Genomic DNA, 22103 nt, shown 5'->3' on the forward strand with positions numbered 1-22103 from the left:
GACGCGGCCCGGGGTGTCGATGCGTTGTTGGCGGAGCGGCTGGTGGAGGCGCCGGAAACGGCGTGGCAAGCCGGGAATCTGGCCCAACGTGTGCGCAGGTTGGTGGAGAAGGTCGATCCGGGCGGGCAGACCGAACGCGCACGACGAGCACGGGCGGAACGCCGGGTCGAACTCACACCGGGCGAGCACGTCATGTCCTCGTTCGAAGCGCACCTGCCTGCCGAGGTGGCCGGCGCCTGCTATACGCGGGTGGATGGAATGGCCCGGTCGCTACGCCGTGACGGCCACGGCCGCACGCTGGATCAGCTGCGGGCGGACGTGACCGCCGATCTGTTGTTGGGCCGCGATCCCGGTGCCGCAGCGCCGGAGGCTGCGGCGATGGTTTACGTACACGTTCCGGCTGATGCGGCTCTGTCGATCTCCGACGAGGGGTGCGAACTGGACGGCTACGGGCCGATACCCGCCCCGATCGCTCGGGAGATCATGACCAACACCCGTAGCAGCTGGCGCGCGGTGTTGTGCGACCCGGGCACTGGCGACCCCGTCGATCTGGGACGAACGCGGAGGCGGCCGAGTGCCACGATCCGCGACCTCGTGCGCGTACGGGACCGCGAATGCATCATGCCGTGGTGTCACCGCCCGGCCCGACACTGCGACCACGACCACGAACACCCCTGGGCCACCACCGGCGCCGGCGGTGGCGGTTCCACCTCGGCCGCCAACGGCGGCCCACGCTGCCGACGCCACCACCGACTGAAAGACCGGCCCGGCTGGAACACCCGCTACGACCCCGTCCACGGGGTCACCCGCGTGACGACACCGCACGGGTCCACCTACACCGCACACCGCCGGCCCGTCCTCACCCCGAAACACCCGACGCCGACACGCGACACCACGGCGCGCACTGCCCCCGCGGACAACGGGACAGCAGGTCACGGGCGAACAGGTCGTCCGCCCGCCCGCGCCGAAGCGAGAACCCACCGACCTGGAACCCCGCAGCAACGACAGCCCACCGTTCAGCCCCTAAGGACGGAACTCTCGGAGTGAACCGCCCCGGAGTTGACGGAGGCGCCGTCCTTCACCCCGCCACCCGGTTCGTGCCCTACAGTGCGGAGCCGTGCCGGAGCCACTGGAACCGATCTTCCTGCCCGCCAACCAGCCGCCGCAGTTCTACCGCGGCGGGGCCGCCATCGCCGCACTCCGTGGCGACGAGGCCCGTGAGTACGGACCCGAGGACTGGGTCGCCTCGACGACCACACGGTTCACGGGCGGCCCCGAGGGACTGACCCGTCTGCCCGACGGCCGGTGGCTGGCCGACGCCGTCACCGCCGACCCGCGAGGCTGGCTCGGCGACGCGCACCTGCGCCGGTTCGGCGATTCGACCGCACTGCTGGTGAAACTGCTCGACGCCGGCCAGCGGCTGCCGGTCCACTTCCACCCCGACGACCGGTTCGCCCGCGCCCACTTCGACTCGCACTTCGGCAAGACCGAGGCGTGGGTCGTCCTCGGCACCAGCGGTGACGACGCGACCGTCTACACCGGATTCCGGGAGACGACGCCTCCCGCGACGGTGCGGGAGTGGGTGCGGGACCAGGACGCGCCGTCGATGCTCGACGCGCTCAACGCCGTCCCCGTGGCACCCGGCGACACGGTCGTGATCCCGGCCGGCCTGCCGCACGCGATCGGCGCGGGCGTGTTCGTCGTCGAACTGCAACAGCCCACCGACTTCTCGCTCACCCTGGAGTGGCGGGACTTCCTCGACTCCCCCGAGCAGGGCCACCTGGGCGTCGGCTTCGACACCGCACTGCAGGTGCTGGACACCTCCGGATGGGACACCGAACGCCTGACCTCACTGATCCGCCGCGGCGACGGCGTCGATGCCGGCGCCGCAGGCCCGCACGCCGGCGACGGTGGGACCACCGAGCTGCTCGCACCGCTCGCCGACGGGTTCTTCCGCGCCGACCGGCTGCGCCCCTCGGCCGCGGAGTCCGCCGCGATCACCCTCACGCCGGGGTTCGCCGTCCTGGTGGCGATCGACGGCGCGGGCACCCTCACGTGCGACCGCGGCGGCCGCGCGATCGCGCGGGGCGACACCGTCGTCGTGCCGTACGGAGCGGGACCGGTGGAACTGTCCGGCGACGTCACCGTCGTGTGCTGCCGCCCACCGGCCTGATCGGCCGGGTCGGCGCGACCGTACCGCGACGGCCGAGTGCTCAGCGGCGGGCGCGGCTGCGCCTGCGCTCCGCCGACCGCGTACGTGGGCGCAGGAACGCAGGCCCCCTGCCGGGACGAGTGGCCGCGGTCCGGAGTCGGCGTTCGCGTGACGGCGCGTCTCCGGAGCGCGGCGGCGCCGTGGCAGGCTGCGACGGCACGGCAGCTCCCCTCCGAATGCCGAGTCCCCTCCGAATGCCGACTCCCCGGCGCCGCAGGCCGCCCGGCCACCACACCCGCACCCGACGGACCGGGTACGCCCGGCGCTGGAAGCCGACGACCGCCGCGGCCACGAGCGGCACCGCCGCCGCGGCGGCGGCCGTGACCCACGTCGTCGCGACGGCGAGCGGATGCGCGAGCGTGATCAGCCCGACCAGTACCGCGGGCGCCCCCGACCCGAGGTAGAACGCCACGTGCAACGCCCCGGTGATCGCGCCCTTGCGTGCGACGGGCGCCACGGCGTCGACCGCCGCCGACGCCCCGCCGTAGGCCAGCCCGTGCCCGGCGCCCGCGATCACCGCGGCCACGAGGGTCACCGTGGTCGACGCGCCCGCGGTGACCGCCAGCAACGCCAGGCTCGTCAGTAGCGCGCCGAGTCCCATGACCTGTGCCCGCCGGTCGCTCAGCCTGCCGACGAGCGGCTGCGTCGCCACCGAGCACACGAGTACCAGTCCGAGGATCGCGCCCGTCACCGCCGGGTTCGCCTGCCCGGCCCGGTCGAGCAGCGTGGGGATGATCGCCAGGAACAGGCCCGCCACCGTCCACGCGAGGAACCCCGCGGCGGCGGCCGAGGCGAACACCCTGCGCATGCCGCGCGGGATCTTCGGTTTCGTGGGGCGCCACCGGGCCAGGCCCGCCGTCACCGTCATCCCGGGCGCACCGGCGCCCAGGCGGGACACCAGCCGCCAGCCGATCGCCAGCAGTGCCAGGTGGAGCGCGAACGGCAGCGTCTCCGGTGCGGGCGCGTGCCGCGCGAGGACGCCGCCGACGACCGGTCCCGCCGCGGTGCCGCCCACGAAGGCGATGCCGGCCAACGCCGCCGGGGCGATCCGCCTGCCGCCGTGCAGCGAGGTCAGTGCGCTCGCGGCCGCCGTCGCCGCGCCGAGTGCGAGGCCCTGTGCCGCACGGCCCGCCAGCAGCCACCCGGTGTCGGTCGCCGCGACGAAACACGCCGAACCCGCCGCCGCGACGACCAGCGCCCCACGCAGCACCGGCCTCGCCCCCAGCGCATCGGTGGCCTGCCCGAACAACAGCAACGCCGGGGCGCTGACCAGGGCGAACGTCGCGTAGACGACCGTCATGGTCAAATCGTCGATCCCGAAGACCCGCTGGTAGGCGGGATAGAGCGTGCTCGGCAGGTACGCACCGAACGTCAGTACGACGAGCACGTACGCACCGGTACCGGCGGGCGAGGTGGAAACGGGGCGACGCAGGGAAGTGAGACGTTCCATCAGCAGCACACGACCAGGATGCCGCCGGTAACCCCTGAGGAGAATCAAACGATTTTCGTCGTGACCGTGCAAAATGACTGCATGATCGATCCGAAGCTGCGCGTGCTCCAGCTGGTGGCCCGGCACGGCACCGTCACGGCCGCCGCGGCGGCCTCGCACTACACGCCCTCGGCGGTCTCCTACCAACTGCGCCAGCTGTCCGAGGAACTCGGCGTCGCGCTGCTGGAGACCCAGGGCCGCGGGATCCGGCTGACCACCGCGGCGCGCACGGTGCTGCGGCACGCCGACGTCCTGGCGGCACAGGCCGAACGTGCCTACGCCGAACTCGCCGCCCTCTCCGACGAGCCCAGCGGTCCGTTCACGGTGTGCGGGTTCTCGACGGCCGCCACGCACCTGCTGCCCCCGGTGGCGGCCACCCTGCGCGACCGGTATCCCCACGTCCGGGTGCGCGTGATCGAGGCCGAACCGGGCCGGTGCTTCGACCTGCTCCTGGCAGGCGACGCGGACCTGGCACTGGTGATCAACACCGAGCACACGCCGCCGACCGGCGACGAACGATTCCACCAGCAGCCCCTGCTGGACGACCCACTCGACCTCGTCGTGCCCGAGGACCACCCGTTCACCACGCGGCGCCGCATCACGTTGGCCGACGCGGCCGACGAGGAGTGGATCGTCGGACGTCCCGGCACCGCGTACCACGACCTGGTGCGCACGGCGTGCACCGCGGCCGGCTTCTCCCCCAACGTCGCGCACTACGCCGACGAGTGGGACACCGGAGCGGCACTGGTCGAGCGACGGTTCGGGGTGATCCTCGTGCCCCGGCTCGCGCGGTTGCACGACGACCGGCCGGTGGCCCGCATCCCGCTCTCCGGCGACCCGGCTCCCGCGCGCAGGGTGCTCGCCGCGACCCGGAGCGGCCACGCGGGCCATCCGCTCGTCACCGAGTCCCTCGAGGCGATCAACGTCGTCGCGGCGGAGCTGCTGCCCACCGAGGCGCCGCAACCCGGGTGAACGCGGTCGGCCGACACACGCCGGCGCCGGGAGCCACGGGGCTCACCGGCGCCGGCTGTGTACGGCACGGGCCGCCGTCGGTCGGGCGGCCGCGTCGGCTACTTCGGCACGTTCAGCAACAGCGCGTCGCCCTGTCCCCCACCACCGCACAGCGAGGCGGCACCGAGGCCGCCGCCGCGGCGGCGCAGCTCGTGGACCAGGTGCACGGCCAGCCGGGCACCGGAGGCGCCGATGGGGTGGCCGAGTGCGATCGCACCGCCGTTGACGTTGACGATCTCCGGGTCGATGCCGAGCTTGTCGGTCGAGACCAGACCCACCGCGGCGAACGCCTCGTTGATCTCCACCAGGTCCAGCGCCGAGGCCTCGAGACCGGCCTTGCGCAGCGCCGCGCCCACGGCGTTCGACGGCTGCTCGTGCAGGCTCGCGTCGGGCCCGGCCACGACACCGTGCGCGCCGATCTCGGCGAGCGGGGTCAGGCCCAGCTTCTCGGCCATCGCCGGGCTCGCGACGACGACCGCCGCGGCACCGTCGGAGATCTGCGACGCCGAACCGGCCGTGATCGTGCCGTCCGCCGCGAACGACGGGCGCAGCTTGCCCAGCGACTCCGCCGTGGTGTCACCGCGCACGCCTTCGTCGGTGTCGAACACGACCGGGTCGCCCTTGCGCTGCGGCACCTCGACGGGCGCCAGTTCGGCGGAGAACACGCCGTCGGCGATGGCCTTCGCAGCGCGCTGGTGCGACCGTGCCGCGAACTCGTCCTGCTGCTCGCGGGTCAGGCCGTAGCGCTCGTTGTACTTCTCCGTCGACACGCCCATCGCGACCTGGTCGAACGCGCAGTGCAGCCCGTCGAAGGCCATGTGGTCGACCAGCGTCGCGTCGCCGTACTTGAACCCGGAACGCGACTTGGGCAACAGGTGCGGCGCCTGGGTCATCGACTCCTGGCCGCCCGCCACGATCAGGTCGAACTCACCGGCGCGCACCAGCTGGTCGGCGAGGGCGATGGCGTCCAGGCCGGACAGGCACACCTTGTTGATCGACAGGGCGGGCACGTCCATCGGGATGCCTGCGTCGACGGCGGCCTGCCGGGCGGGCATCTGCCCCGCGCCCGCGGTCAGCACCTGGCCCATGATCGTGTACTGCACCTTCTCGGGCGCCACGCCCGCCTGTTCGAGAGCGGCCTTGATGGCGACTCCTCCGAGCTGGGCGCCCGAGAAGTCCTTCAGCGAACCGAGCAACCGGCCGATCGGCGTGCGGGCCGCCCCCAGGATCACGGAACCGGACACGTGTCTTCCTCCAAGCGTTGACGAATGCTTCTCGGCGCTGACCAAGCACGCCTCGCGGCCTGTGCGCCAGCGGCGCTTCGCCCCGAAACGATACCGGTCGCCGGGGCGGCACCGGCCGCCGCGGCGGCACAACCCACCGTGTGAACAACCGCACCCCCGCCGCCGCAGCGACGGGCTTATCCTGCGCGTATGCAGCAGCAGGCAACCGCGGCGCTGGCGCCGTTCATCACGACGATCGACCACGTGGGCGTCGCCGTCGCCGACCTGGACGAGGCGATCTCGTTCTACGGCGACAGCTTCGGCCTCGAAGCCACCCACGTCGAGGTCAACGAGGAACAGGGCGTGCGCGAGGCGATGCTCCACGCGCCGGGCGACGAGGGCGGCCCCGCGGTGCAGCTGCTCGCGCCACTGCGGGAGGACTCCACGATCGCGAAGTTCCTCGACACCAAGGGCCCGGGGTTGCAGCAGCTCGCCTACCGGGTCACCGACGTCGAGGCGGCCGCGCAGGCGTTGCGGGACAAGGGGTTGCGGATGCTGTACGCGGAGGCCACACGCGGCACCGCCGACAGCAGGGTCAACTTCGTGCACCCGAAGGACGCGGGCGGCGTGCTCGTGGAACTGGTGCAGCCGGCCTGACCGCCAGGGCCGGTGACCGCTCACGGCGCCGTCACCGAGCGCCGTGAGCGACAGTGCGCCGGCCGCTAGTGCTGGCCCGCCATCCGATGTGCGGCGCTGGCCACCGGTACCGCCGCCGCGCCGACGAGCACGGTCAGCCCACCGATGATCCAGGACGTCCACGCCGCGCCGGTGAAGGCCGTGTAGCCCATCACCCACGGCGACACGAACGCCAGCACACCGAGTACCACCTGGATGCCCTCGCCGACGATCATGCCGGGCATGGCCAGCGACACCAGCCCGTCGACGGCGATGAGCGCACCGAGCAGCGACATGGTCCACGCCGCTCCGGTACCGGTGCTGAGCCACAGCGGGGACAGCGCGAGTACCGCACCGAGAATCACCTCGGCCCAGTCGTGCGGCCGGGTCCACGGACGTGCCGGATGAGTCGATGATCCGGACATCGTGATCACCTCCTGGGGTCGACCCACGGCGGACACCGCTGTGCCCGCCGTCGGGGTCGACCGCCGGTCCACGCGCCGGCAGGTGTGCTGGTGCCCGCCTGCCGATCGAAGTGGTGCCGACGGCGACCCCTCGTGTCAGGATGCGCCTCGCTCCCGCGTCCGGTCAATGCCGTCGACGGTGGTCCGGACGTCGGCGTTTTCCCAGCGCACCCCGGAATCGACGAGGAGCAGGCGCGCACGGCGCGGCCCGGTTGTGAACCTCGCGTGAAGCGCTGCCACGCCACGGCCGCATTCGGCGGCGTGGCGATCACACGTGCGGTTAGGGTGGGGACATGAGCCTTGGCGACGAACGGGATCTCGTGCCGCTGGGGGCCGGCTTCGACTTCGAGAAGCGCGGCTACAGCCGGGCACAGGTCGATGAGCACCTGGAACGGCTGGACGCCGATCTGCGGATGCTCACCTCCGACCGCGACGCGGCGATCTCCCAGGCCGGCGATCTCGCGAAACAGCTGGAGTCGGCCCGCGTCGAGATCGACGACCTGCGCGGACAGGTCGACCGGCTCGCGCAACCGCCGACGACGATCGAAGGGCTCTCCGAACGTCTCCAGCGCATGCTCCGGCTCGCGCAGGAGGAGGCGGCCGACACGCAGGCGCGCGCGGAGGCCGAGGCCGGGCACATCCGTGCGAAGGCCGAGGCCGACGCGAGCGCGATGCGCGCCCGCTACGAACAGCTGCTGACCGAACTGGCCGAGCGGCGCCGCGAGATGGAGGCCGAGCACCGCAAGGTGATCGCCGACGCGCGGGCCGAGGCCGATTCGATCCTCACCAAGGCCAAGGAGGAGCGCGACCGCCTCGACACCGAGGCCGAGCAGCACCGCACCAAGGTCGAGGAGGACTTCGAGATCGCGATGGCCACGCGTCGCACCGAGGCGATGCGTGAGCTGGCCGAGCAGGAGGCGGCGAGCAAGGCCGAGGCCGAGCGCCGGGTCCGCGAGGCCACGGAGGAGGCCACCGCGATCCGCACCGAGGTCGCCGAGGAGGAGGCCAAGGCGAAGGCCGACATCGAGCGGCGGCAGCGCGAGTCCGTCGAGGACGCCAACCGGCGTAAGCAGAACTCGATCAGCGAGGCCAACGCGCGCGTCGCCGAGGCGACCGACGAGGCCAACCGCCGGGTCCGCGAAGCGACGGAGGAAGCCAACCGCCGCGTGCGCGAGGCCACCGAGATCGCCCAGCGCCGCGTCGCCGACGCCAAGGGCAAGGTCGAAGCGCTGCGCACGCTCCGGCACAAGGTCGCCGACCAGGTCGTGTCCGCGAAGTCCATGCTCGCCGAGGTCGACTCCGCCATCGAGGGCAAGCAGGCCGCTGCGGAGACGGCGGCGAAGCGCAACGGGCAGAAGGCCCACGCCGGTGCGTCGGCGGGAGCGTCGGGAGCGGAAGCGACTCGCGAGTAGGTACGGTGTAGCCCCCGGTACGGCGACCGGCTACTGTTCGGCCAGCAGTACCGCCGAGGTTCACCGAGCCCGCTGGAGGATGCGAGAAGCATGGCCGCTTACCAGACCGTCGTCGTGGGCACGGACGGTTCCGACTCGTCCTTTGCCGCCGTGGACCGTGCCGCCGCCGTCGCGGCGGACTCCGGTGCCACGGTGGTGATCGTGTGCGCCTACTTCCCCGCAGGTAAGGACGAGGTGTTGCGCGCGCAGGACGAACTCGGCGACGAGGCGTACCAGGTCGTCGGGTCCGCGCCCGCCGAGGACACGTTGCAGTCGGCGCGGGACCGCGCCGTGAAGGCCGGTGCCCGCGACATCGAGACGGTCGCCGTCAAGGGCGAGGCCGTGGACGCGCTGCGCAGCACGGCCCAGGAACGTCGCGCCGACCTGCTCGTCGTCGGCAACCGCGGGCTCAACACGCTCGCCGGCCGCATCCTCGGTTCGGTGCCGTCCGAAGTGGCGCGGAAGTCCGGCGTCGACGTGCTGATCGTGCACACCACCTAGGCCGCCCGTGGACGACGCGCTCGCGCGCCGGCTGGAGCGGATCCTCCTCGACGGCAAACGCAAATACACGCGATTGCAGGTCGCGGAGAAGGCCGGTGTCCCACCCGAGCGGACGAAGCGGCTGTGGCGCGCGCTCGGCCTGGCGACCGCCGCCGACGACGAGGTCGTGTTCACCGACGCCGACGTCGAGGCGGTGCGCATCGTCGACCGGCTCGTGACGGCCGGGCTGCTCGACGAGGACCTCGAGACGTCCGTGGCCCGCGCCGTGGGACTGCACCTGTCCCGGTTGGCCGAATGGCAGGCGGACCTGCTGTGGTCGCTGGTCGCCGACAACCCGAAGCTGGCGGGCGACGAGCGCCGCATCGGCAAGCTCGTCGAGAGCGTGCTGCCGGAGCTCGAACAGGTGCAGAACTTCGTGTGGCGCCGTCATCTGGCGGCGTACTCGGCCCGGCTGCTCACCGCGGCCGACGAGGAACCGGAGTCGCGCACCGAGGTGGTCGGATTCGCCGACATGGTCGGCTACACGCGCATGACCCGCCGGGTCGACGAGGACGCACTGAGCGCCGTGCTGGAACGGTTCGAAGCGCTCGCCTCGGACATCATCGCCGAACGCCACGGGCGGATCGTGAAGATGATCGGCGACGAGGTGCTGTTCGTCTGCGACGAGCCTGCCGCCGCCGCGGAGATCGCGCTGACCCTGGCCGAACGGGCGGGCGACGACGAGAAGTTGCCGCACGTGCGCGTCGGCATGGCCGCGGGCCGGGTGCTGGGCCGGTTCGGCGACGTGTACGGCTCGGTGGTGAACCTGGCGAGCAGGCTGACGTCGCTGGCCCGGCCCGGCACGGTCCTCGTGGATCGCGAGCTCGGCCGCGACCTGGCCGAGCTCGACGACTACGACGTGCGGTCCCGCCGCGCGACCTCGGTCCGCGGCTACAGCAGGCTCCGGCCCGGCGTGCTGCGGCGTGCGGGCACGTCCCGGCGCATCCCGAGCGGCCAGCAACTCGCGGCCGAACTGCTCGGCCTCAGCAGACCGGAGCACGACACCCGGGGAGGCGACGCTCCGGAAGGCGGCGCGTCGGAGGGCAGTGCCTCGGGCCGCGACACGGCCGAACGCGACGACTGAGGCTCCGCCGACACCGGGGCTGCTGACCGGGGGCGGAGGTGGACCCACCGGCGCAGCAAGCCTGCCGAGCCTCGTTACTTCTTCTGGTGCCGCTCGCGGCGCACCGTGGCCTTGCGCCCCTTGATGCTCGTGCCTTTCAGGGCTGCGATCACGTCGTCGGCGGCGCCGGAGGGCACGTCGACGAGCGAGAACCGATCGGCGATGTCGATGGCGCCGATGTCCCGGCCCCGTAGCCGCGACTCGCCCGCGATCGCACCGACGAGGTCCTGCGGCCGGACCCCGGACGTGCGGCCGACACCCACGAACAGGCGCGTCATGCCGGGTCCGACGGCGCGGCCGGCCTTCTGCTTGCCACCGCCGGGCCCGCCCTGGGCGCCGTCGCGCTTGCCGCCGCGCTTGCCGTCCGCAGGCGGCCACGCCTTCACCTCGGGGATCTCCTCCTCCTCGGTGATCGTGCCGCCCGCCTCGTGCGCCAGTTTGACCGCCGCGAGCGCGATCTCGACGACGTCGTACTCGTCGGCCAGCGGCTCGACGACCGAGCGGAACCTGTCGAGGTCCGCGGTGTCCTGCAGCGCCTCGATCAGCGAGGATCGGGTCTGCTCGAGCCGCTGGGCGCGCAGGTCGGCGATCGTCGGCAGCTTCTTGACGGCGATCTTGTGCCCGGTGACGCGTTCGATCGTCTTGAGCATGCGGTGCTCACGCGGCTCGGCGAGGGTGATGGCCGTGCCCTCGCGGCCCGCGCGGCCCACGCGGCCGATGCGGTGCGTGTACGACTCCGGTGCGCTCGGCACGTTGTAGTTGACGACGTGCGTCAGCTGATCGATGTCCAGTCCCCGCGCGGCGACATCGGTGGCGACCACCAGGTCGGCACTCGACCCGCGGAGACGTTCCACGACCCGGTCCCGCTGCAGCTGGTTCATCCCGCCGTGCAGCGGTTCCGCCCGGTAACCCCGGCCGTTGAGCGTCTCGGTGAGTGTGTCCACCTCGTCGCGAGTACGGCAGAACACGATCGCCGCGGCGGGCGACTCGACGTCCAGCACCCGGCCGAGCGCCGCGGGCTTGTGCCCGCGTGGGACGACGTAGGCGGTCTGCGTGATCGGCGACTCGGCACCGCCCGCGGTGCGTTCCCTGCCGACGCTGATGTGCGCCGGCTCGGTGAGGAACCGCTTGACGAGGCCGTTGATGCGCGGCGGCATCGTCGCGGAGAACAGCATCGTCTGCCGCTGCGTGGGCATCTCCGCGAAGATCGCATCGATGTCCTCGGCGAAGCCCATGTCAAGCATCTCGTCGGCCTCGTCGAGCACCGCCATGCTCAGTTCGCCGAGCGACAGCGTGCCCCGCGACAGGTGGTCCAGCGCCCGGCCCGGCGTCGCGATCACCACGTCGACGCCGCGTTCGAGAGCCTTCAGCTGCCTGCCGATGGGCTGACCACCGTAGATGGGCAGCACCCGCGTGCCGAGTTCGCCGCCGTAGCGGTGCAACGCCTCCGAGACCTGCACGGCGAGTTCACGGGTCGGTGTGAGCACGAGCGCCTTCGGCCCGGGGCCCTTTCCGTGGCCGGTGATGCGCTGCAGGATCGGCAACGCGAACGCCGCCGTCTTGCCCGTACCCGTGGCGGCCTGCCCGACGAGGTCGCGGCCTGCCAGTACCGGCGGGATCGCCTCCCGCTGAATGGGGGTCGGTTCCTCGTACCCGAGCGCCGACAACGTGCTGAGCAGCTCCGGACGCAGGTCCAGGTCGGCGAACGTCACGCCCGCCTCGCCGCCGGTCTCGCCGGTCTCGCCGACCTCGCCGATCGCGTCGTCGCTCTCGGCCGGCGTGTCGAGGGTGTCGGTCTCGGCAGGTGTGTCGGTGTCGTCCGGCTCGGCGGGGTCGTCCCGCTCGGCGGGGGTGTCGACGTCGGTGGTGGAGTCGTCGGTGGCGGTGTCGATGACGTCGGTGTCGGTGTCGTCGGTGGCGGCGGTGGGGCCGCCCGCGATGTCGTCGTGGTCCGGGACCGCCGCGGCGCCGGTGGCGCTATCGATGCTGTCGCCGGAAGCGCTGTCGTTCACTGTGGTGGACCTTCCTGATCCGGGGAGTGTGCGGCGACGCCACAGCCGTGACATCCCCGACAGAGGTGACCACCGGCCGCACGTACTGCGGCGGTGGGAGTGCGTTCACCGCGACGCCGGCAGAACGGCGTACTGGCGGACGTACAGGTCGGTGTAGGTGACCGGACCACGAGGGCCGGGCACGCGGTCCAGGTTGATGCCGGTCTCCGGCACGCCGAGCAGCTTGAAGCCGTCCAGCAGCCGGGTCGGGGCGTTCCAGAACACGCCGGTGCCCTGATAAGCGTCGAAGAAGGCCTCGGCCGTGGCGGCGTCCTCGGTCGCGATCCCCGCGGCGAGGCCGGAGGTCTGCTCGTTGGCGATCATCACGGCCTCGGTGAGCCCGTCGACCGGTGCGACGGTCACCGTGGCCTCGCGGTCCGAGTCCAGTGCCCACTCGTAGCCGATCGCGTGGTCGTGCGGCGGCAGCGACGGGGTCACCTCGCGGCCGGCGAGGGCCTCGGAGACGACCGGCCACAGCCGCTCGTAGACGGCGGAGTGGATCAGCAGCAGGTTGAGGCGGTTGCAGACGCCGAGCCGGTCGAGGCTGCCGCCGACGAGATCGGCGACCGTGTCGGCGTCGGCCGCCTCGTCCACGTACAGCACGCCGCCGCCGTCGGCGTGCGCGAGCGTGCGCACGCCGTGCGTCGCACCCTCGGTCGCGAGCGCCCGGGTGGTCTCGCCGCTCCCCCGCAGGATGACCAACGGCACCAGGTCCGGCAGTCGGACGAGCGCCGCCGCCGCGTCGCGCTCGGTGCGCGGCACGAGCTGGACGACGCCGGCGTCGATACCGGCGGCGGTGAGTGCGGGGGCGACGACGACCTCGATCAGCCGCTGCGCCGAGCCGAGCGCGGCCGAGCCGGTGCGCAGCACACCCGCGTTGCGCGATTTCACGAGCTGCGACGCCACGTCGACCGTGACGTTCGGCCGCGCCTCGTAGTTCGCGCCGATGACGCCGACGGGCCTGCGCCGTTCGACGAGCTTCAGCCCGCCGTCGAGCGCGGACACGTCGACCGAGCGCTCCTGGTGCGGCGCGCCGGCGAGCAGCCGGAGCTGGTCGGCCATCCCGGTCAGGCGGTCCTCGGTGATGGTGAGCCGGTCGAGCAGACCTGCGCTCATCCCCTCGGCACGGGACCGGGTCACGTCCGCCTCGTTGGCGGCGAGGATGTCGGCCCGGTGTTCGACCAGCCTGTCGGCCATCGCGGTCAGAGCGGCGTCGATCGCCTCGTCCGACGCGGTCGCCAGCGACGGCGCCGCGTGCTTGGCCACACGCGCGCACTCCTCGACAGCCTTGGCGACCTCGTCCGTCACAGCCAGAGCCCTTCCCCGCTCACGCGGGCGCCGAGCCCGCAGTCGTCCGCACCGTCATCGTCACGGTGTCGACTCCTCAGTGTGCCCCACGGCCGGTGCGCGCCCACGGCCGGTCCCCGGGTCGGTCGCCTGCTCAGGGGGCTACAGGGGCCCGCCGACGGCCGGGTCGACGAGCAGCATCCCGCCCACGACGGCACATCCTCCGATCAGGACGCCCAGCACGAGCAGCCACAGCGCGGCCGGGAGGCCGGTCAACCGGGCGAGCTGGTCGATGTCCGAGTCGCGGGCGGCCCCGCGACGGCGTTTGCTCTGCAGTTCGAACAGGGGCCGCACCGCACCGAGGACCAGGAACCACGTCACGACGTACACGAACACGGCCTGAACGCCCGGCGGGGCGAACCACGCCACGGCGCCGAGCACGGCGGCCGACGCCAGCACCGAGAAGACCCCGTAGGCGTTGCGCACCAGGACCAGCACGCCGAGCAGCAGCACCGCCGTCACGCCGAGCACCGCCGAGAGCTGCTCGGCCCACACCAGCCACGAGTACAGCAGGCCCAGCAGTGCCGGCGCCGGGTAGCCTGCGAGCGACGTCAGCACCATGCCCGGACCCTCGGGCCGTCCGCGCGACACGGTGACGCCCGAGGTGTCCGAGTGCAGCCGGATGCCCTGGAGTCGCCTGCCCACCACGAGCGCCGCGAGCGCGTGTCCCGCCTCGTGGACGATCGTCAGTACGTTGCGCGCGAGCCGCCACGGCGTTCCGGAGAGCACCACGATCAGCGTGGCGACACCGCTGATGAGGATGATGGTGCCCGCCGTGGTGGCGTCGAGGTCGAACGCGCGGGTGATGTCGTCGATACGGTCCTGCACCGCGCCAGCTCACCACAACCACTGTCGGCTCACCGTGACACCCCGGGGCGAACACCGTGCAGCACCGCGGCGGACCTGATCACGAAGCTCGCCCAACTCCGGTACGGCCGCCAGCGCTCGGCCACGTCGACGAACCGGCCGTCGTAAAGCTCCCGCATCGCCGCGGCCAGGACGCGGTCGTGCGCCGGGAACACGTCGGGATGCCCGGCGCCACGGGCCACGACGAGTTCCGCGGACAGTGGCCCGATTCCCGGCAGCTGGTCCACCAGGTCGACCGCTTCGCCGGGCTCCATCGACCGTAGTGCGGCCGCGTCGAGCAGGCCGGCCTCGGCCGCCTCGGCCACGACCGCCAGACGTTCGCGCTTACGGGCCGACAGTCGTGTCGTGGGCGACACGGCCCGCAACTCCGCGGGTGGTGCGAGCACCACCCGGCTACTGCCGCCCACCGGGACGACCCGGCCGTACCGCGTGACCAGCCGCGAGTACAGGGCGACCGCCTGCTCGGTCCGCAGCCCCTGGCAGACCACGGCCCAGCACGCCGCTTCGTACGGCGACCCGAACAGGATCGGCCGGATTCCGGGGTTCGCCCGGCGGAGCCCGTCGAGAACCGGGTCGCGGCCCGCGGTGGCCGAGAACGACGCGCCGTCCCAGTCCAACGACAACACCCGGCGAGTCTGCGCCACCGCCCGCTCCGCCTCGGGCTGCGGCACCTCCGCCGCTGCCTGCGGTGGCGCGTCCCGCGCTCGCGGACCGATGTCCGCACCGGCCCGGCGAGGTGCCGCCCCGACTCGGAACTCCAGCATCGCGGGTGATCGCCGCCGCACGTGAACCCCGACGGCGCGCCGGTCGCCGACACCGCGGCGGCCCCCGGCACCGCGTCGACCTCCGTCCGTCAGGAACGCCAACCGCAACTCGCCGCCGCGCCACAGGTCGCGACCCACCGCGGGCACCACCACGTGGGCGACACTCCCCGAGGCGCCGAGGTCGATCTCGTCACAGGTCGCCGGTTCGAGTCGCGTCGTCACGGCCTGCACCGGCGTCCCCTCCGCCGGTGCTCTTCCCGCGTCGCCGGTCGTCATACGTCCCCCACTTCCCGCCCCGCCTGCGAGGCACCTCGCTCCTGTCGTGATTCGAACACTAGAGCGATGACTGGTCCGCACACCATCGACGATTCCGCGAAGTCGGGGTTTTCATGGGGAATGTGACACGAGTGTCGAATTCTCGTCGCCGCGCGCCGCCACGAAAGGTCCACTCGTGCCGCCGCCCGCCGCGCCACCCGCTCCACCCGCTCCGATGACACGGCGGGCGACCACTCGTGGCACACGGCGTCGGGGCGGCGCGTTAGTGTGACCGGGTGAACGACCGTCTAGTCTGGATCGACTGCGAAATGACCGGACTCGATCTCGCGACCGACGCGCTGATCGAGATCGCCGTACTCATCACCGACGCCGACCTCAACGTGCTCGACGACGGCCTCGACCTCGTCATCCACGCCGACGACGAGGCGCTGGCGACCATGCCGGACGTCGTGGCCGAGATGCACGCGAAGTCGGGGCTGACCGACGAGGTGCGCCGCTCGACGATCACCCTCGCCGATGCCGAGCAGCAGGTGCTCGACCACATCAAGCGGTATGTGCCCGACGCGCAGACCGCTCCGCTGGCGGGCAACTCGATCGGCACCGACCGCGGCTACATCGCCCGGGACATGCCGGCACTCGACGCCCACCTGCACTACCGCATGGTCGACGTCTCGTCCGTCAAGGAGCTGGTGCGCCGCTGGTATCCGCGGGTGTACTACGCCAAGCCGGAGAAGGGGCTGGCCCACCGCGCGCTGGCCGACATCAAGGAGTCGATCGCCGAACTGCGCTACTACCGCGCGACCGCGTTCGTGCCCCACCCCGGCCCGACCAGCGACGAAGCACGCGCCGCCGCCGAGAAGACCACCGCCACGTCATAACCGCCCGACGCCCGACCCGCCCGTGGTGGACCTCCCCGAAACCGGGCGGGAACGGTGCGCTACGATGTGTCAGCCGAGGCGCTCAGCGGCTCGCATGGTGGATGTAGCTCAGCTGGTAGAGCACCTGGTTGTGGTCCAGGAGGTCGCGGGTTCGAGCCCCGTCATTCACCCCACACAACTGCAGTTGACGCGGTGACAACCCCGGAGGTATCCCCTCCGGGGTTGTTTGTGTCCCATGACACCCGGCACAGAAGCGCCGGTCCTGAGCCGCCCGCGTGACGGCGGGAACGGGACACGGGAGATTCCCGGCGCCCGTTCCCGCCTTTGCAGGGAGACCGGCGCTCAGCGCGGCCGGCGCAGCGTCAGGCTTCCTCCGAGGTCCACTCGTCCCACGACATCTGCCACACGCTCCAGCCGTCGGTCCAGTCGAGCGGCTGCCCGCCGGAGTTGCGCACCCTGATCACGTCGCCCGGCTTCGAGTTCTTCATCAACCACGCGGCGTCGTCGGGGGCCAGGTTGATGCAGCCGTGACTGGTGTTGGTGTTGCCCTGATAGCCCACCGACCACGGCGCCGAGTGATAGAAGATGCCCGAGTACGACATGCGCGTGGCGTAGTCGACCGTCAACCGGTAGCCGTCGCTGCTGTCGGTCGGCACCCCGTAGGTGCTGGAGTCCATCGTGTAGCCGTGGTGCTCGCTCATCACCGTGTACGCACCGTTCGGCGTGGGCGAGGAGGGCTTGCCCATCGAGATCGGCATCCGCCTGACGCGCTCGTCGTCCACGAACACGGACATGTGGTGCGACTTCCCGTCCGCGATCGCCGTGACCTTCCGGCCGATCTCCAGGGAGACCTTCCGGTCCTGCGCTCCGTACAGCCCGCCACCGAGCGGCTTGCCGTAGACGGCCGCGTCCACCGTGATCTTCGTGCCGGGTTCCCAGTACTCCTTCGGCCGCCACAGGACCTCGGAGTCGCTGCGCCAGCGGAACGCGCCCTCGGTGTCGTTGTCGGTGCGCACGCGCAGCGCCTTCTCCGCCAGCTCGCGGTCGGGCACGTCGGTGCTGAACGTGAACATCAGCGGCATGCCGACGCCGACCTTCTGCCCGTCCTGCACGTTGAGCGACACCTCGGCCTGCCCCTGCGGAACGACCGTCGTGAACGTCGCCTTCTCCGTGACGGTCTCGCCGTCCCGCCCCTCGGCGGTCGCCTTCAACGTGTAGGTCTTGCCGTACCCCAGCGCCTCGGACGCCCGCCACGCGGTGTCCTGCAACGTCGTCCCGCCCTCGACGACGGTGCCGTCCTCGCCCACGAGCGAGGCCTCGGTGATCGTGCCGTGCTGCACCGTCGCCGTGAACGCGCCGCCGGGTGCGACGTCGCTCTCACCCGGTTCCACCGACAGGTCCAGCTCGGCGGGTTGCGGCGGCCGCGTCGTGTCCGCGGAACCGCCCCCGCCTCCCGAGCCCTGCTCCTGCGTCGCCGAGGAGCACCCTGCGACGAGCGCGCCCCCGACGACCATGATCGTTGCCAGCCGAACCCACCTACCGGTGCCGGCCATCCCCCAACGCCCCATCGACAACCTTTCAGTTGACGTTGTCCGTCCTTGCGCGAATGCCGCCAGTCTGCCGGAGCACTCCCCCGATCGGGGCGGCTTTAACACGAGTGAGACGCGCGAGCACCCCGATTCGTTGTCTCCGGCCCTCGGGCACTCCCACGCCGCGACGTGCGGCGACGCGAAACGGGAGGGGGGTCGTTCGGGCCCCTCACGCACCGTGCTAATCTTTTTCCCGTCGCAAGGGAGACCGAGGACGCCGGGCCGGGCAGGCCAGAGCGACCGGGTTTTCATTCGAGTGACGCGCCGTTAGCTCAATAGGCAGAGCAGCTGGCTCTTAACCAGCGGGTTCGGGGTTCGAGTCCCTGACGGCGCACCACAGCCCCAGGCCATCGGTCTGGGGCTCTTCTCGTTTCGGACCATGTGGTGATCATGGTGCCGTTCGTCCACCGTGGTTGCCACGGCTCCTCCACCGTCGTTGCCACGGTGTCGAGCGCGGCCGCCGCATGCCGTGACCCGCCGGCTCCGGCCGACCCACGCCGACAAGTGGTACGGACCACTTGCTGTGCACGGACGGGCGCCCGCGATCGCCACGGTGTCGTCGTGGCGATCGCGGGCGCGCACTCCGGATCCACACGGGCACTGGATCCACACGGGCACTGGATCCACACAGGATCGCGCCGGAGTTCTCCCCCTGAGGATTCGCGGTCGGTGAGACGCGGCGTCAGACCGCCGCGGTCGCCTTGGCGCCGCTGCCGTCGCTCGCCCTGGCGCCCGTGTCGGTCAACAGTGGCGGAGCGCTCGGAGTACGCAGCACGTCATCGTCGAGCAGCCCCTCGGTACGGGCGACCACGGTCGGGACCACGATCTGGCCCGCGACGTTGGTCGCGGTGCGCATCATGTCCATGATCGGGTTGACCGAGTAGATCAGGGCGATACCCGTGGCGACCTGCGCCGGGTCGAGCCCGATGACCGTGCCCGTGAGCGTCAGCGCCGTGAGCCAGCCGGTGGTGCCCGCCGTCGCGAGTGCACCGAACACGGCCACGACGACGATGCCGAGGTACTGCCCGACACTCAGCGACACCCCGGAGATGTTCGCGATGAAGATCGCGCCGATCGCCGGGAACACCGCCGCGCAGCCGTCCATTTTGGTCGCGCTCGCGAGCGGTGTGGCGAACGCCGCGTAGCCGGGATCCACGCCGAGGTTCACCGTCGTCTGCCGCGTCAGTGGCAGGGTCGCACCCGAGGACTGCGACACGAACGCGAACTGGATCGCGGTCCACGCCTTGCCGAAGAACCGCCCCGGGCTCACCCGCGCCACGAGGCGCAACAACGTCGGGTAGACGACGAACATGACCAGTCCGCTGCCGACGTAGACCGCCGCCGTGATCGACAGCAACGGGCGGAACAGCGAGTCGCCGTACTCGGCCACGGCGGAACCGATGAGACCCAGGATGCCCAGCGGGGCGAGCCGCACGATCCAGCCCAGGTACCGCTGGATGATCTCGAACACGCTCGTGACGACGTCGATGAACGGCGCGGCGCGCTCCCCCAGACTGTAGGCCGCGGCGCCGATCACCAGCGCCAGGAACAGCACCTGCAGCGTCTGCCCCTCGGCGAACGCGGCGACGAAGTTGTCCGGCACGATGCCGTCGAGGAACGCCGTCCACGACCCCCACTCGCCGACGCTTCCCGCGGCCTTCTCGGCGTTCTCGGCCGTCGCCTGCACCCCGCCGAGACCGCCACTTCCCGGGTCGAACAGCAGGCCGACACCGATGCCGATCAGCACGGCGATCAACGACGTCGTCGCGAACCACGCGACGGTCTTCCCGCCGAGCCGCGCCGCGGTGCGCCCGCCGCCCAGGCCGCGCAGGCTGTTGATGCCGACGATGATGGCGGTGAACACCAGCGGCACGACCGCGATCTGCAGCAGCGTCGTGAACACCGAACCGACCTGGTCCAGCACCTCGGCGAGCCAGGTCGTGTCGGTGACACGGGCCAGTGCGCCGAGTCCGGCACCGAGGAGAAGAGAACCGATGACCGCGGACGCGAAGACCGCGGGTTTCGTATACACGCGCAGCAAGGACACGAAGTCGCTCCGAAGACGGGGGTTACCGATAGATCCGGTAGCCACAACACGATGCGAGCGCCTCGTCTTCCGCGTCCCAGATCGTGGAACCCGGTTCGTCGAGGCCCCGACGAACCGGCGGCTGAGACCATGTCGACCGTGCCGACCGCCGACCCGCCCACCGGCGGGTCCAGCGCTCCGGCGACGGGAACCCCGGCACCCTGCCCTGAGCACCCTCCGGCGGCGGGCCGTCCTCAGTCGCGGCGGGACCGCATCGCCAGCTGGAGTTCCAGCAACAGCCGGTCGGACGGATCCCGAAGATCGAGGCCCGTCACCTGTTCGACGCGGCGCAGGCGGTAGCGCAACGTGTTCGGATGCACCCGCACGCGCTCGGCCGCGCTGCGGACGTCGCCGTGGTCGGCCAGGAACGCCGCGGCGCTCGCGCGCAGCTCGGTGCCGTGCCGGTCGTCGTAGCTGCGCAGCGCCTCCACCCGCGGGTCGTGCAGCTCCTCCCGTGCGCCGACCAGGTCGAGGATCTCGCCCAACAACACGGCTGTCCGGGACTCGGCGAGCGTCGTGACCCGGCTTTCCGGCGGATGCTCGGCGGTGCCGTCCAGCACCCGGTCGACCTCGGCGCGCGCGGCCGCGACGTCTCCGAGGTGCGCCACCCCCGCCGCGATGGCCGCGCGCAGCACCACCGACCGGCTCTCCTCGAGCGCACCGACCAGTTGCCGCGCCCACGCGGCGACCGCCTGCTCCGAGGCGTATCCCGGCAGCAGCACGTAGGCACGGTCGCCGAACATCGTCGTCACCGAGTCGCGGCGGAACGCGCTCGCGTGCAGGCGCAGCACGCTGCCCGCCCGGCCGAGCCTGCCGCGGGCCGACGCCGCGAACCCGATGACCGCGACCGGCCCGGCCGACGGCAGGTTCAGCGCGCCCGCCAACGACGGCACGTCCACTCCCTCGCCGTGCAGGCCGAACAACCGCCGGATGAGCAGTTCCTCCGTGGACGGCGCGTTGTGGGTGCGCACGATGATCCGCGCCGCGATCGCCGCGGCCCCGCGCAGCACCTCGGCGGCGTCCGCGGCGAACGGCTGCTCCCCCTGCTGCAGCCAGATCGAGCCCAGTGTGCGCCCCGTCTCGCCGTCGTCGGCCGGTTCGCGGATGCCGACGACCAGGCGTCGTTTCGTGCCGAGTTCGGCGTGTTCGGGCACGTCGACGACCTCGTCGCCGGTGCGCAACCGGTCGTAGACGCCCCACCGGTGCAGCACCCGCAGGTAGTCGCGCGGACCTTCCCTGCCCAGGATCGACAGCGTGCGGAGTTCGTCGGCGGTCTCGTCGGACGGCGAATGCGCCAACACGCGGGACGCGGCGTCCTCGATCGACACCATGCCACCCGCGTTGCGGGCCACGCTCTGGGCCAGGTCGAACAGGTCCGTGTCGGCGGCGAGCAGGTCCGGGTCGGCGGGCGCGGTGTGCCGGTGGCTGCGGTCGAGCATCCGCTGCACCCGGGGCAGGACGTGGTCCCAGCGCGCCCGCGGATGCACTTCGACGAGCGCCACGTCGGCGCCGCGCGCCGCCGCACACACCTCCGGGGACGTGGTCTTCGACAGCACCGCGCGGGGACGCAGGCTCGGCGGACGGCCCGCGAGCGACGTGAAGTACGCCAGCGCCTCCTCGTCGCGGACGCCGACGTGCAGGCACACGTCGGGCGGAGCGGACATCGCGTCGCCCGGTTCGGAGGCGGCTCCCACGTCGGCGGCTCCGGCGTCGGCGGTCAGTTCCGCACCGTCGACCAGCGCCACCGAGGCGACCACCGCGGACGGATCACCCACGGCCGTACCCACGACGGCGGTGTCGAGCGCCTCGACGAGTTCACGCAGCGTGATCGTCCGGCCGTCGCCCTCCACCCGCGCCACCCTCTCCGCCGTCATTGCCCAACTGCGTTGTCCGATGCGTTGCCTGATCGCGCGCTGCCCGGTCGCGCGTTGTCCGATCGAACAAGGGCGTCCCGATTTCTTCGTTCGATCGGCCCAGTTTACGGGCACTCACGTCCTGCTTCACTTCCGGCGTGCGGCGAACCCGCTCGCATCGCCCCGAAGGAGGTCACGAGGTCC

At 72.0% G+C, this 22103-nt stretch carries 18 protein-coding genes and 2 tRNA genes; 10 read left to right on the plus strand and 10 right to left on the minus strand.

What is annotated here, in order from left to right:
- Nucleotides 1-27 precede the first annotated feature (27 nt).
- A complete protein-coding gene (locus LY13_RS26130; RefSeq protein WP_372493759.1) occupies nt 28-1047 on the plus strand; it encodes a DUF222 domain-containing protein in 1020 nt (339 codons plus the stop codon).
- A 70-nt stretch (nt 1048-1117) separates the two neighbouring features.
- Nucleotides 1118-2173, plus strand: a complete 1056-nt coding sequence (locus LY13_RS04100) for a class I mannose-6-phosphate isomerase (RefSeq protein ID WP_253826806.1) — start codon at nt 1118-1120, stop codon at nt 2171-2173.
- A 40-nt stretch (nt 2174-2213) separates the two neighbouring features.
- Here the strand turns inward: LY13_RS04100 and LY13_RS04105 are convergent, their stop codons facing one another.
- A complete protein-coding gene (locus tag LY13_RS04105) occupies nt 2214-3662 on the minus strand; it encodes an MFS transporter (RefSeq protein ID WP_253826807.1) in 1449 nt (482 codons plus the stop codon).
- A gap of 81 nt (nt 3663-3743) precedes the next feature.
- Between LY13_RS04105 and LY13_RS04110 the strand changes: the two genes are divergently transcribed.
- Nucleotides 3744-4673, plus strand: coding sequence for a LysR family transcriptional regulator (locus tag LY13_RS04110; RefSeq protein WP_253826808.1), 930 nt, complete (start codon nt 3744-3746; stop codon nt 4671-4673).
- Between the two features lie 98 nt (nt 4674-4771).
- Here LY13_RS04110 and LY13_RS04115 read toward each other — a convergent pair whose 3' ends face one another.
- Entirely contained in the window at nt 4772-5956 is a 1185-nt protein-coding gene (locus LY13_RS04115; RefSeq protein ID WP_253826809.1) for an acetyl-CoA C-acetyltransferase, read from the minus strand.
- A gap of 189 nt (nt 5957-6145) precedes the next feature.
- On the opposite strand from LY13_RS04115, the gene mce reads away from it, so the two are divergent.
- A complete protein-coding gene (gene mce / locus LY13_RS04120) occupies nt 6146-6592 on the plus strand; it encodes a methylmalonyl-CoA epimerase (RefSeq protein WP_253826810.1) in 447 nt (148 codons plus the stop codon).
- Between the two features lie 65 nt (nt 6593-6657).
- On the opposite strand, the gene LY13_RS04125 is transcribed toward mce, so the two are convergent.
- Nucleotides 6658-7035: an SPW repeat protein gene (locus tag LY13_RS04125; RefSeq protein ID WP_253826811.1), complete on the minus strand. Its 378-nt coding sequence runs from the start codon at nt 7033-7035 to the stop codon at nt 6658-6660.
- Nucleotides 7036-7367: 332 nt separating this feature from the next.
- On the opposite strand from LY13_RS04125, the gene LY13_RS04130 reads away from it, so the two are divergent.
- The 3 genes from LY13_RS04130 to LY13_RS04140 all read left to right on the plus strand — a co-directional run bounded on the left by LY13_RS04130 (nt 7368) and on the right by LY13_RS04140 (nt 10149).
- Nucleotides 7368-8486 (plus strand): chromosome segregation protein, encoded by a 1119-nt coding sequence (locus LY13_RS04130; protein WP_253826812.1) that lies wholly within the window; start codon nt 7368-7370, stop codon nt 8484-8486.
- Nucleotides 8487-8576: 90 nt separating this feature from the next.
- Nucleotides 8577-9026: a universal stress protein gene (locus LY13_RS04135; protein ID WP_183654502.1), complete on the plus strand. Its 450-nt coding sequence runs from the start codon at nt 8577-8579 to the stop codon at nt 9024-9026.
- Between the two features lie 7 nt (nt 9027-9033).
- Complete coding sequence (locus tag LY13_RS04140; RefSeq protein WP_253826813.1) at nt 9034-10149, plus strand: adenylate/guanylate cyclase domain-containing protein; 1116 nt, start codon at nt 9034-9036, stop codon at nt 10147-10149.
- A gap of 74 nt (nt 10150-10223) precedes the next feature.
- Here LY13_RS04140 and LY13_RS04145 read toward each other — a convergent pair whose 3' ends face one another.
- From LY13_RS04145 to LY13_RS04160, 4 genes are all read right to left on the minus strand, one after another.
- Nucleotides 10224-11945 (minus strand): DEAD/DEAH box helicase, encoded by a 1722-nt coding sequence (locus LY13_RS04145; RefSeq protein ID WP_253827235.1) that lies wholly within the window; start codon nt 11943-11945, stop codon nt 10224-10226.
- A gap of 360 nt (nt 11946-12305) precedes the next feature.
- Nucleotides 12306-13547: an aldehyde dehydrogenase family protein gene (locus LY13_RS04150; RefSeq protein ID WP_253826814.1), complete on the minus strand. Its 1242-nt coding sequence runs from the start codon at nt 13545-13547 to the stop codon at nt 12306-12308.
- A 141-nt stretch (nt 13548-13688) separates the two neighbouring features.
- Entirely contained in the window at nt 13689-14414 is a 726-nt protein-coding gene (locus tag LY13_RS04155) for a M50 family metallopeptidase (RefSeq protein WP_253826815.1), read from the minus strand.
- Between the two features lie 29 nt (nt 14415-14443).
- Complete coding sequence (locus LY13_RS04160) at nt 14444-15493, minus strand: DNA-3-methyladenine glycosylase family protein (RefSeq protein WP_253826816.1); 1050 nt, start codon at nt 15491-15493, stop codon at nt 14444-14446.
- Nucleotides 15494-15768: 275 nt separating this feature from the next.
- Between LY13_RS04160 and orn the strand changes: the two genes are divergently transcribed.
- Nucleotides 15769-16371, plus strand: a complete 603-nt coding sequence (gene orn / locus LY13_RS04165; protein WP_253826817.1) for an oligoribonuclease — start codon at nt 15769-15771, stop codon at nt 16369-16371.
- Nucleotides 16372-16468: 97 nt separating this feature from the next.
- Nucleotides 16469-16544, plus strand: a tRNA-His gene (locus tag LY13_RS04170).
- Nucleotides 16545-16733: 189 nt separating this feature from the next.
- On the opposite strand, the gene LY13_RS04175 is transcribed toward LY13_RS04170, so the two are convergent.
- Nucleotides 16734-17939 carry a L,D-transpeptidase gene (locus LY13_RS04175; RefSeq protein ID WP_253826818.1) on the minus strand — a complete coding sequence of 402 codons (1206 nt, stop codon included), beginning with the start codon at nt 17937-17939 and terminating at the stop codon, nt 16734-16736.
- Nucleotides 17940-18221: 282 nt separating this feature from the next.
- Here LY13_RS04175 and LY13_RS04180 point away from each other — a divergent pair.
- A tRNA-Lys gene (locus tag LY13_RS04180) sits at nt 18222-18297 on the plus strand.
- A 345-nt stretch (nt 18298-18642) separates the two neighbouring features.
- On the opposite strand, the gene LY13_RS04185 is transcribed toward LY13_RS04180, so the two are convergent.
- Together LY13_RS04185 and LY13_RS04190 are read right to left on the minus strand one after the other, a co-directional pair.
- The gene (locus LY13_RS04185) at nt 18643-20007 is read right to left on the minus strand and encodes a dicarboxylate/amino acid:cation symporter (RefSeq protein WP_253826819.1); all 1365 of its coding nucleotides are present in this window, start codon (nt 20005-20007) and stop codon (nt 18643-18645) included.
- Between the two features lie 233 nt (nt 20008-20240).
- Nucleotides 20241-21920, minus strand: a complete 1680-nt coding sequence (locus tag LY13_RS04190; RefSeq protein ID WP_253826820.1) for a PucR family transcriptional regulator — start codon at nt 21918-21920, stop codon at nt 20241-20243.
- Nucleotides 21921-22103 lie beyond the last annotated feature (183 nt).

It is taken from the genome of Prauserella aidingensis, assembly GCF_024171865.1.
Taxonomy (GTDB): Bacteria; Actinomycetota; Actinomycetes; order Mycobacteriales; family Pseudonocardiaceae; genus Prauserella; species Prauserella aidingensis.

Excerpts from the sequence above, each read along its gene's own strand:
- LY13_RS04105 (WP_253826807.1), bottom strand. The coding sequence starts at position 3,662 with ATGGAACGTCTCACTTCCCTGCGTCGCCCCGTTTCCACCTCGCCCGCC.
- LY13_RS04110 (WP_253826808.1), top strand. The coding sequence starts at position 3,744 with ATGATCGATCCGAAGCTGCGCGTGCTCCAGCTGGTGGCCCGGCACGGC.
- mce (WP_253826810.1), top strand. The coding sequence starts at position 6,146 with ATGCAGCAGCAGGCAACCGCGGCGCTGGCGCCGTTCATCACGACGATC.
- LY13_RS04125 (WP_253826811.1), bottom strand. The coding sequence starts at position 7,035 with ATGTCCGGATCATCGACTCATCCGGCACGTCCGTGGACCCGGCCGCAC.
- LY13_RS04130 (WP_253826812.1), top strand. The coding sequence starts at position 7,368 with ATGAGCCTTGGCGACGAACGGGATCTCGTGCCGCTGGGGGCCGGCTTC.
- LY13_RS04135 (WP_183654502.1), top strand. The coding sequence starts at position 8,577 with ATGGCCGCTTACCAGACCGTCGTCGTGGGCACGGACGGTTCCGACTCG.
- LY13_RS04160 (WP_253826816.1), bottom strand. The coding sequence starts at position 15,493 with ATGACGACCGGCGACGCGGGAAGAGCACCGGCGGAGGGGACGCCGGTG.
- LY13_RS04175 (WP_253826818.1), bottom strand. The coding sequence starts at position 17,939 with ATGGGGCGTTGGGGGATGGCCGGCACCGGTAGGTGGGTTCGGCTGGCA.
- LY13_RS04190 (WP_253826820.1), bottom strand. The coding sequence starts at position 21,920 with ATGACGGCGGAGAGGGTGGCGCGGGTGGAGGGCGACGGCCGGACGATC.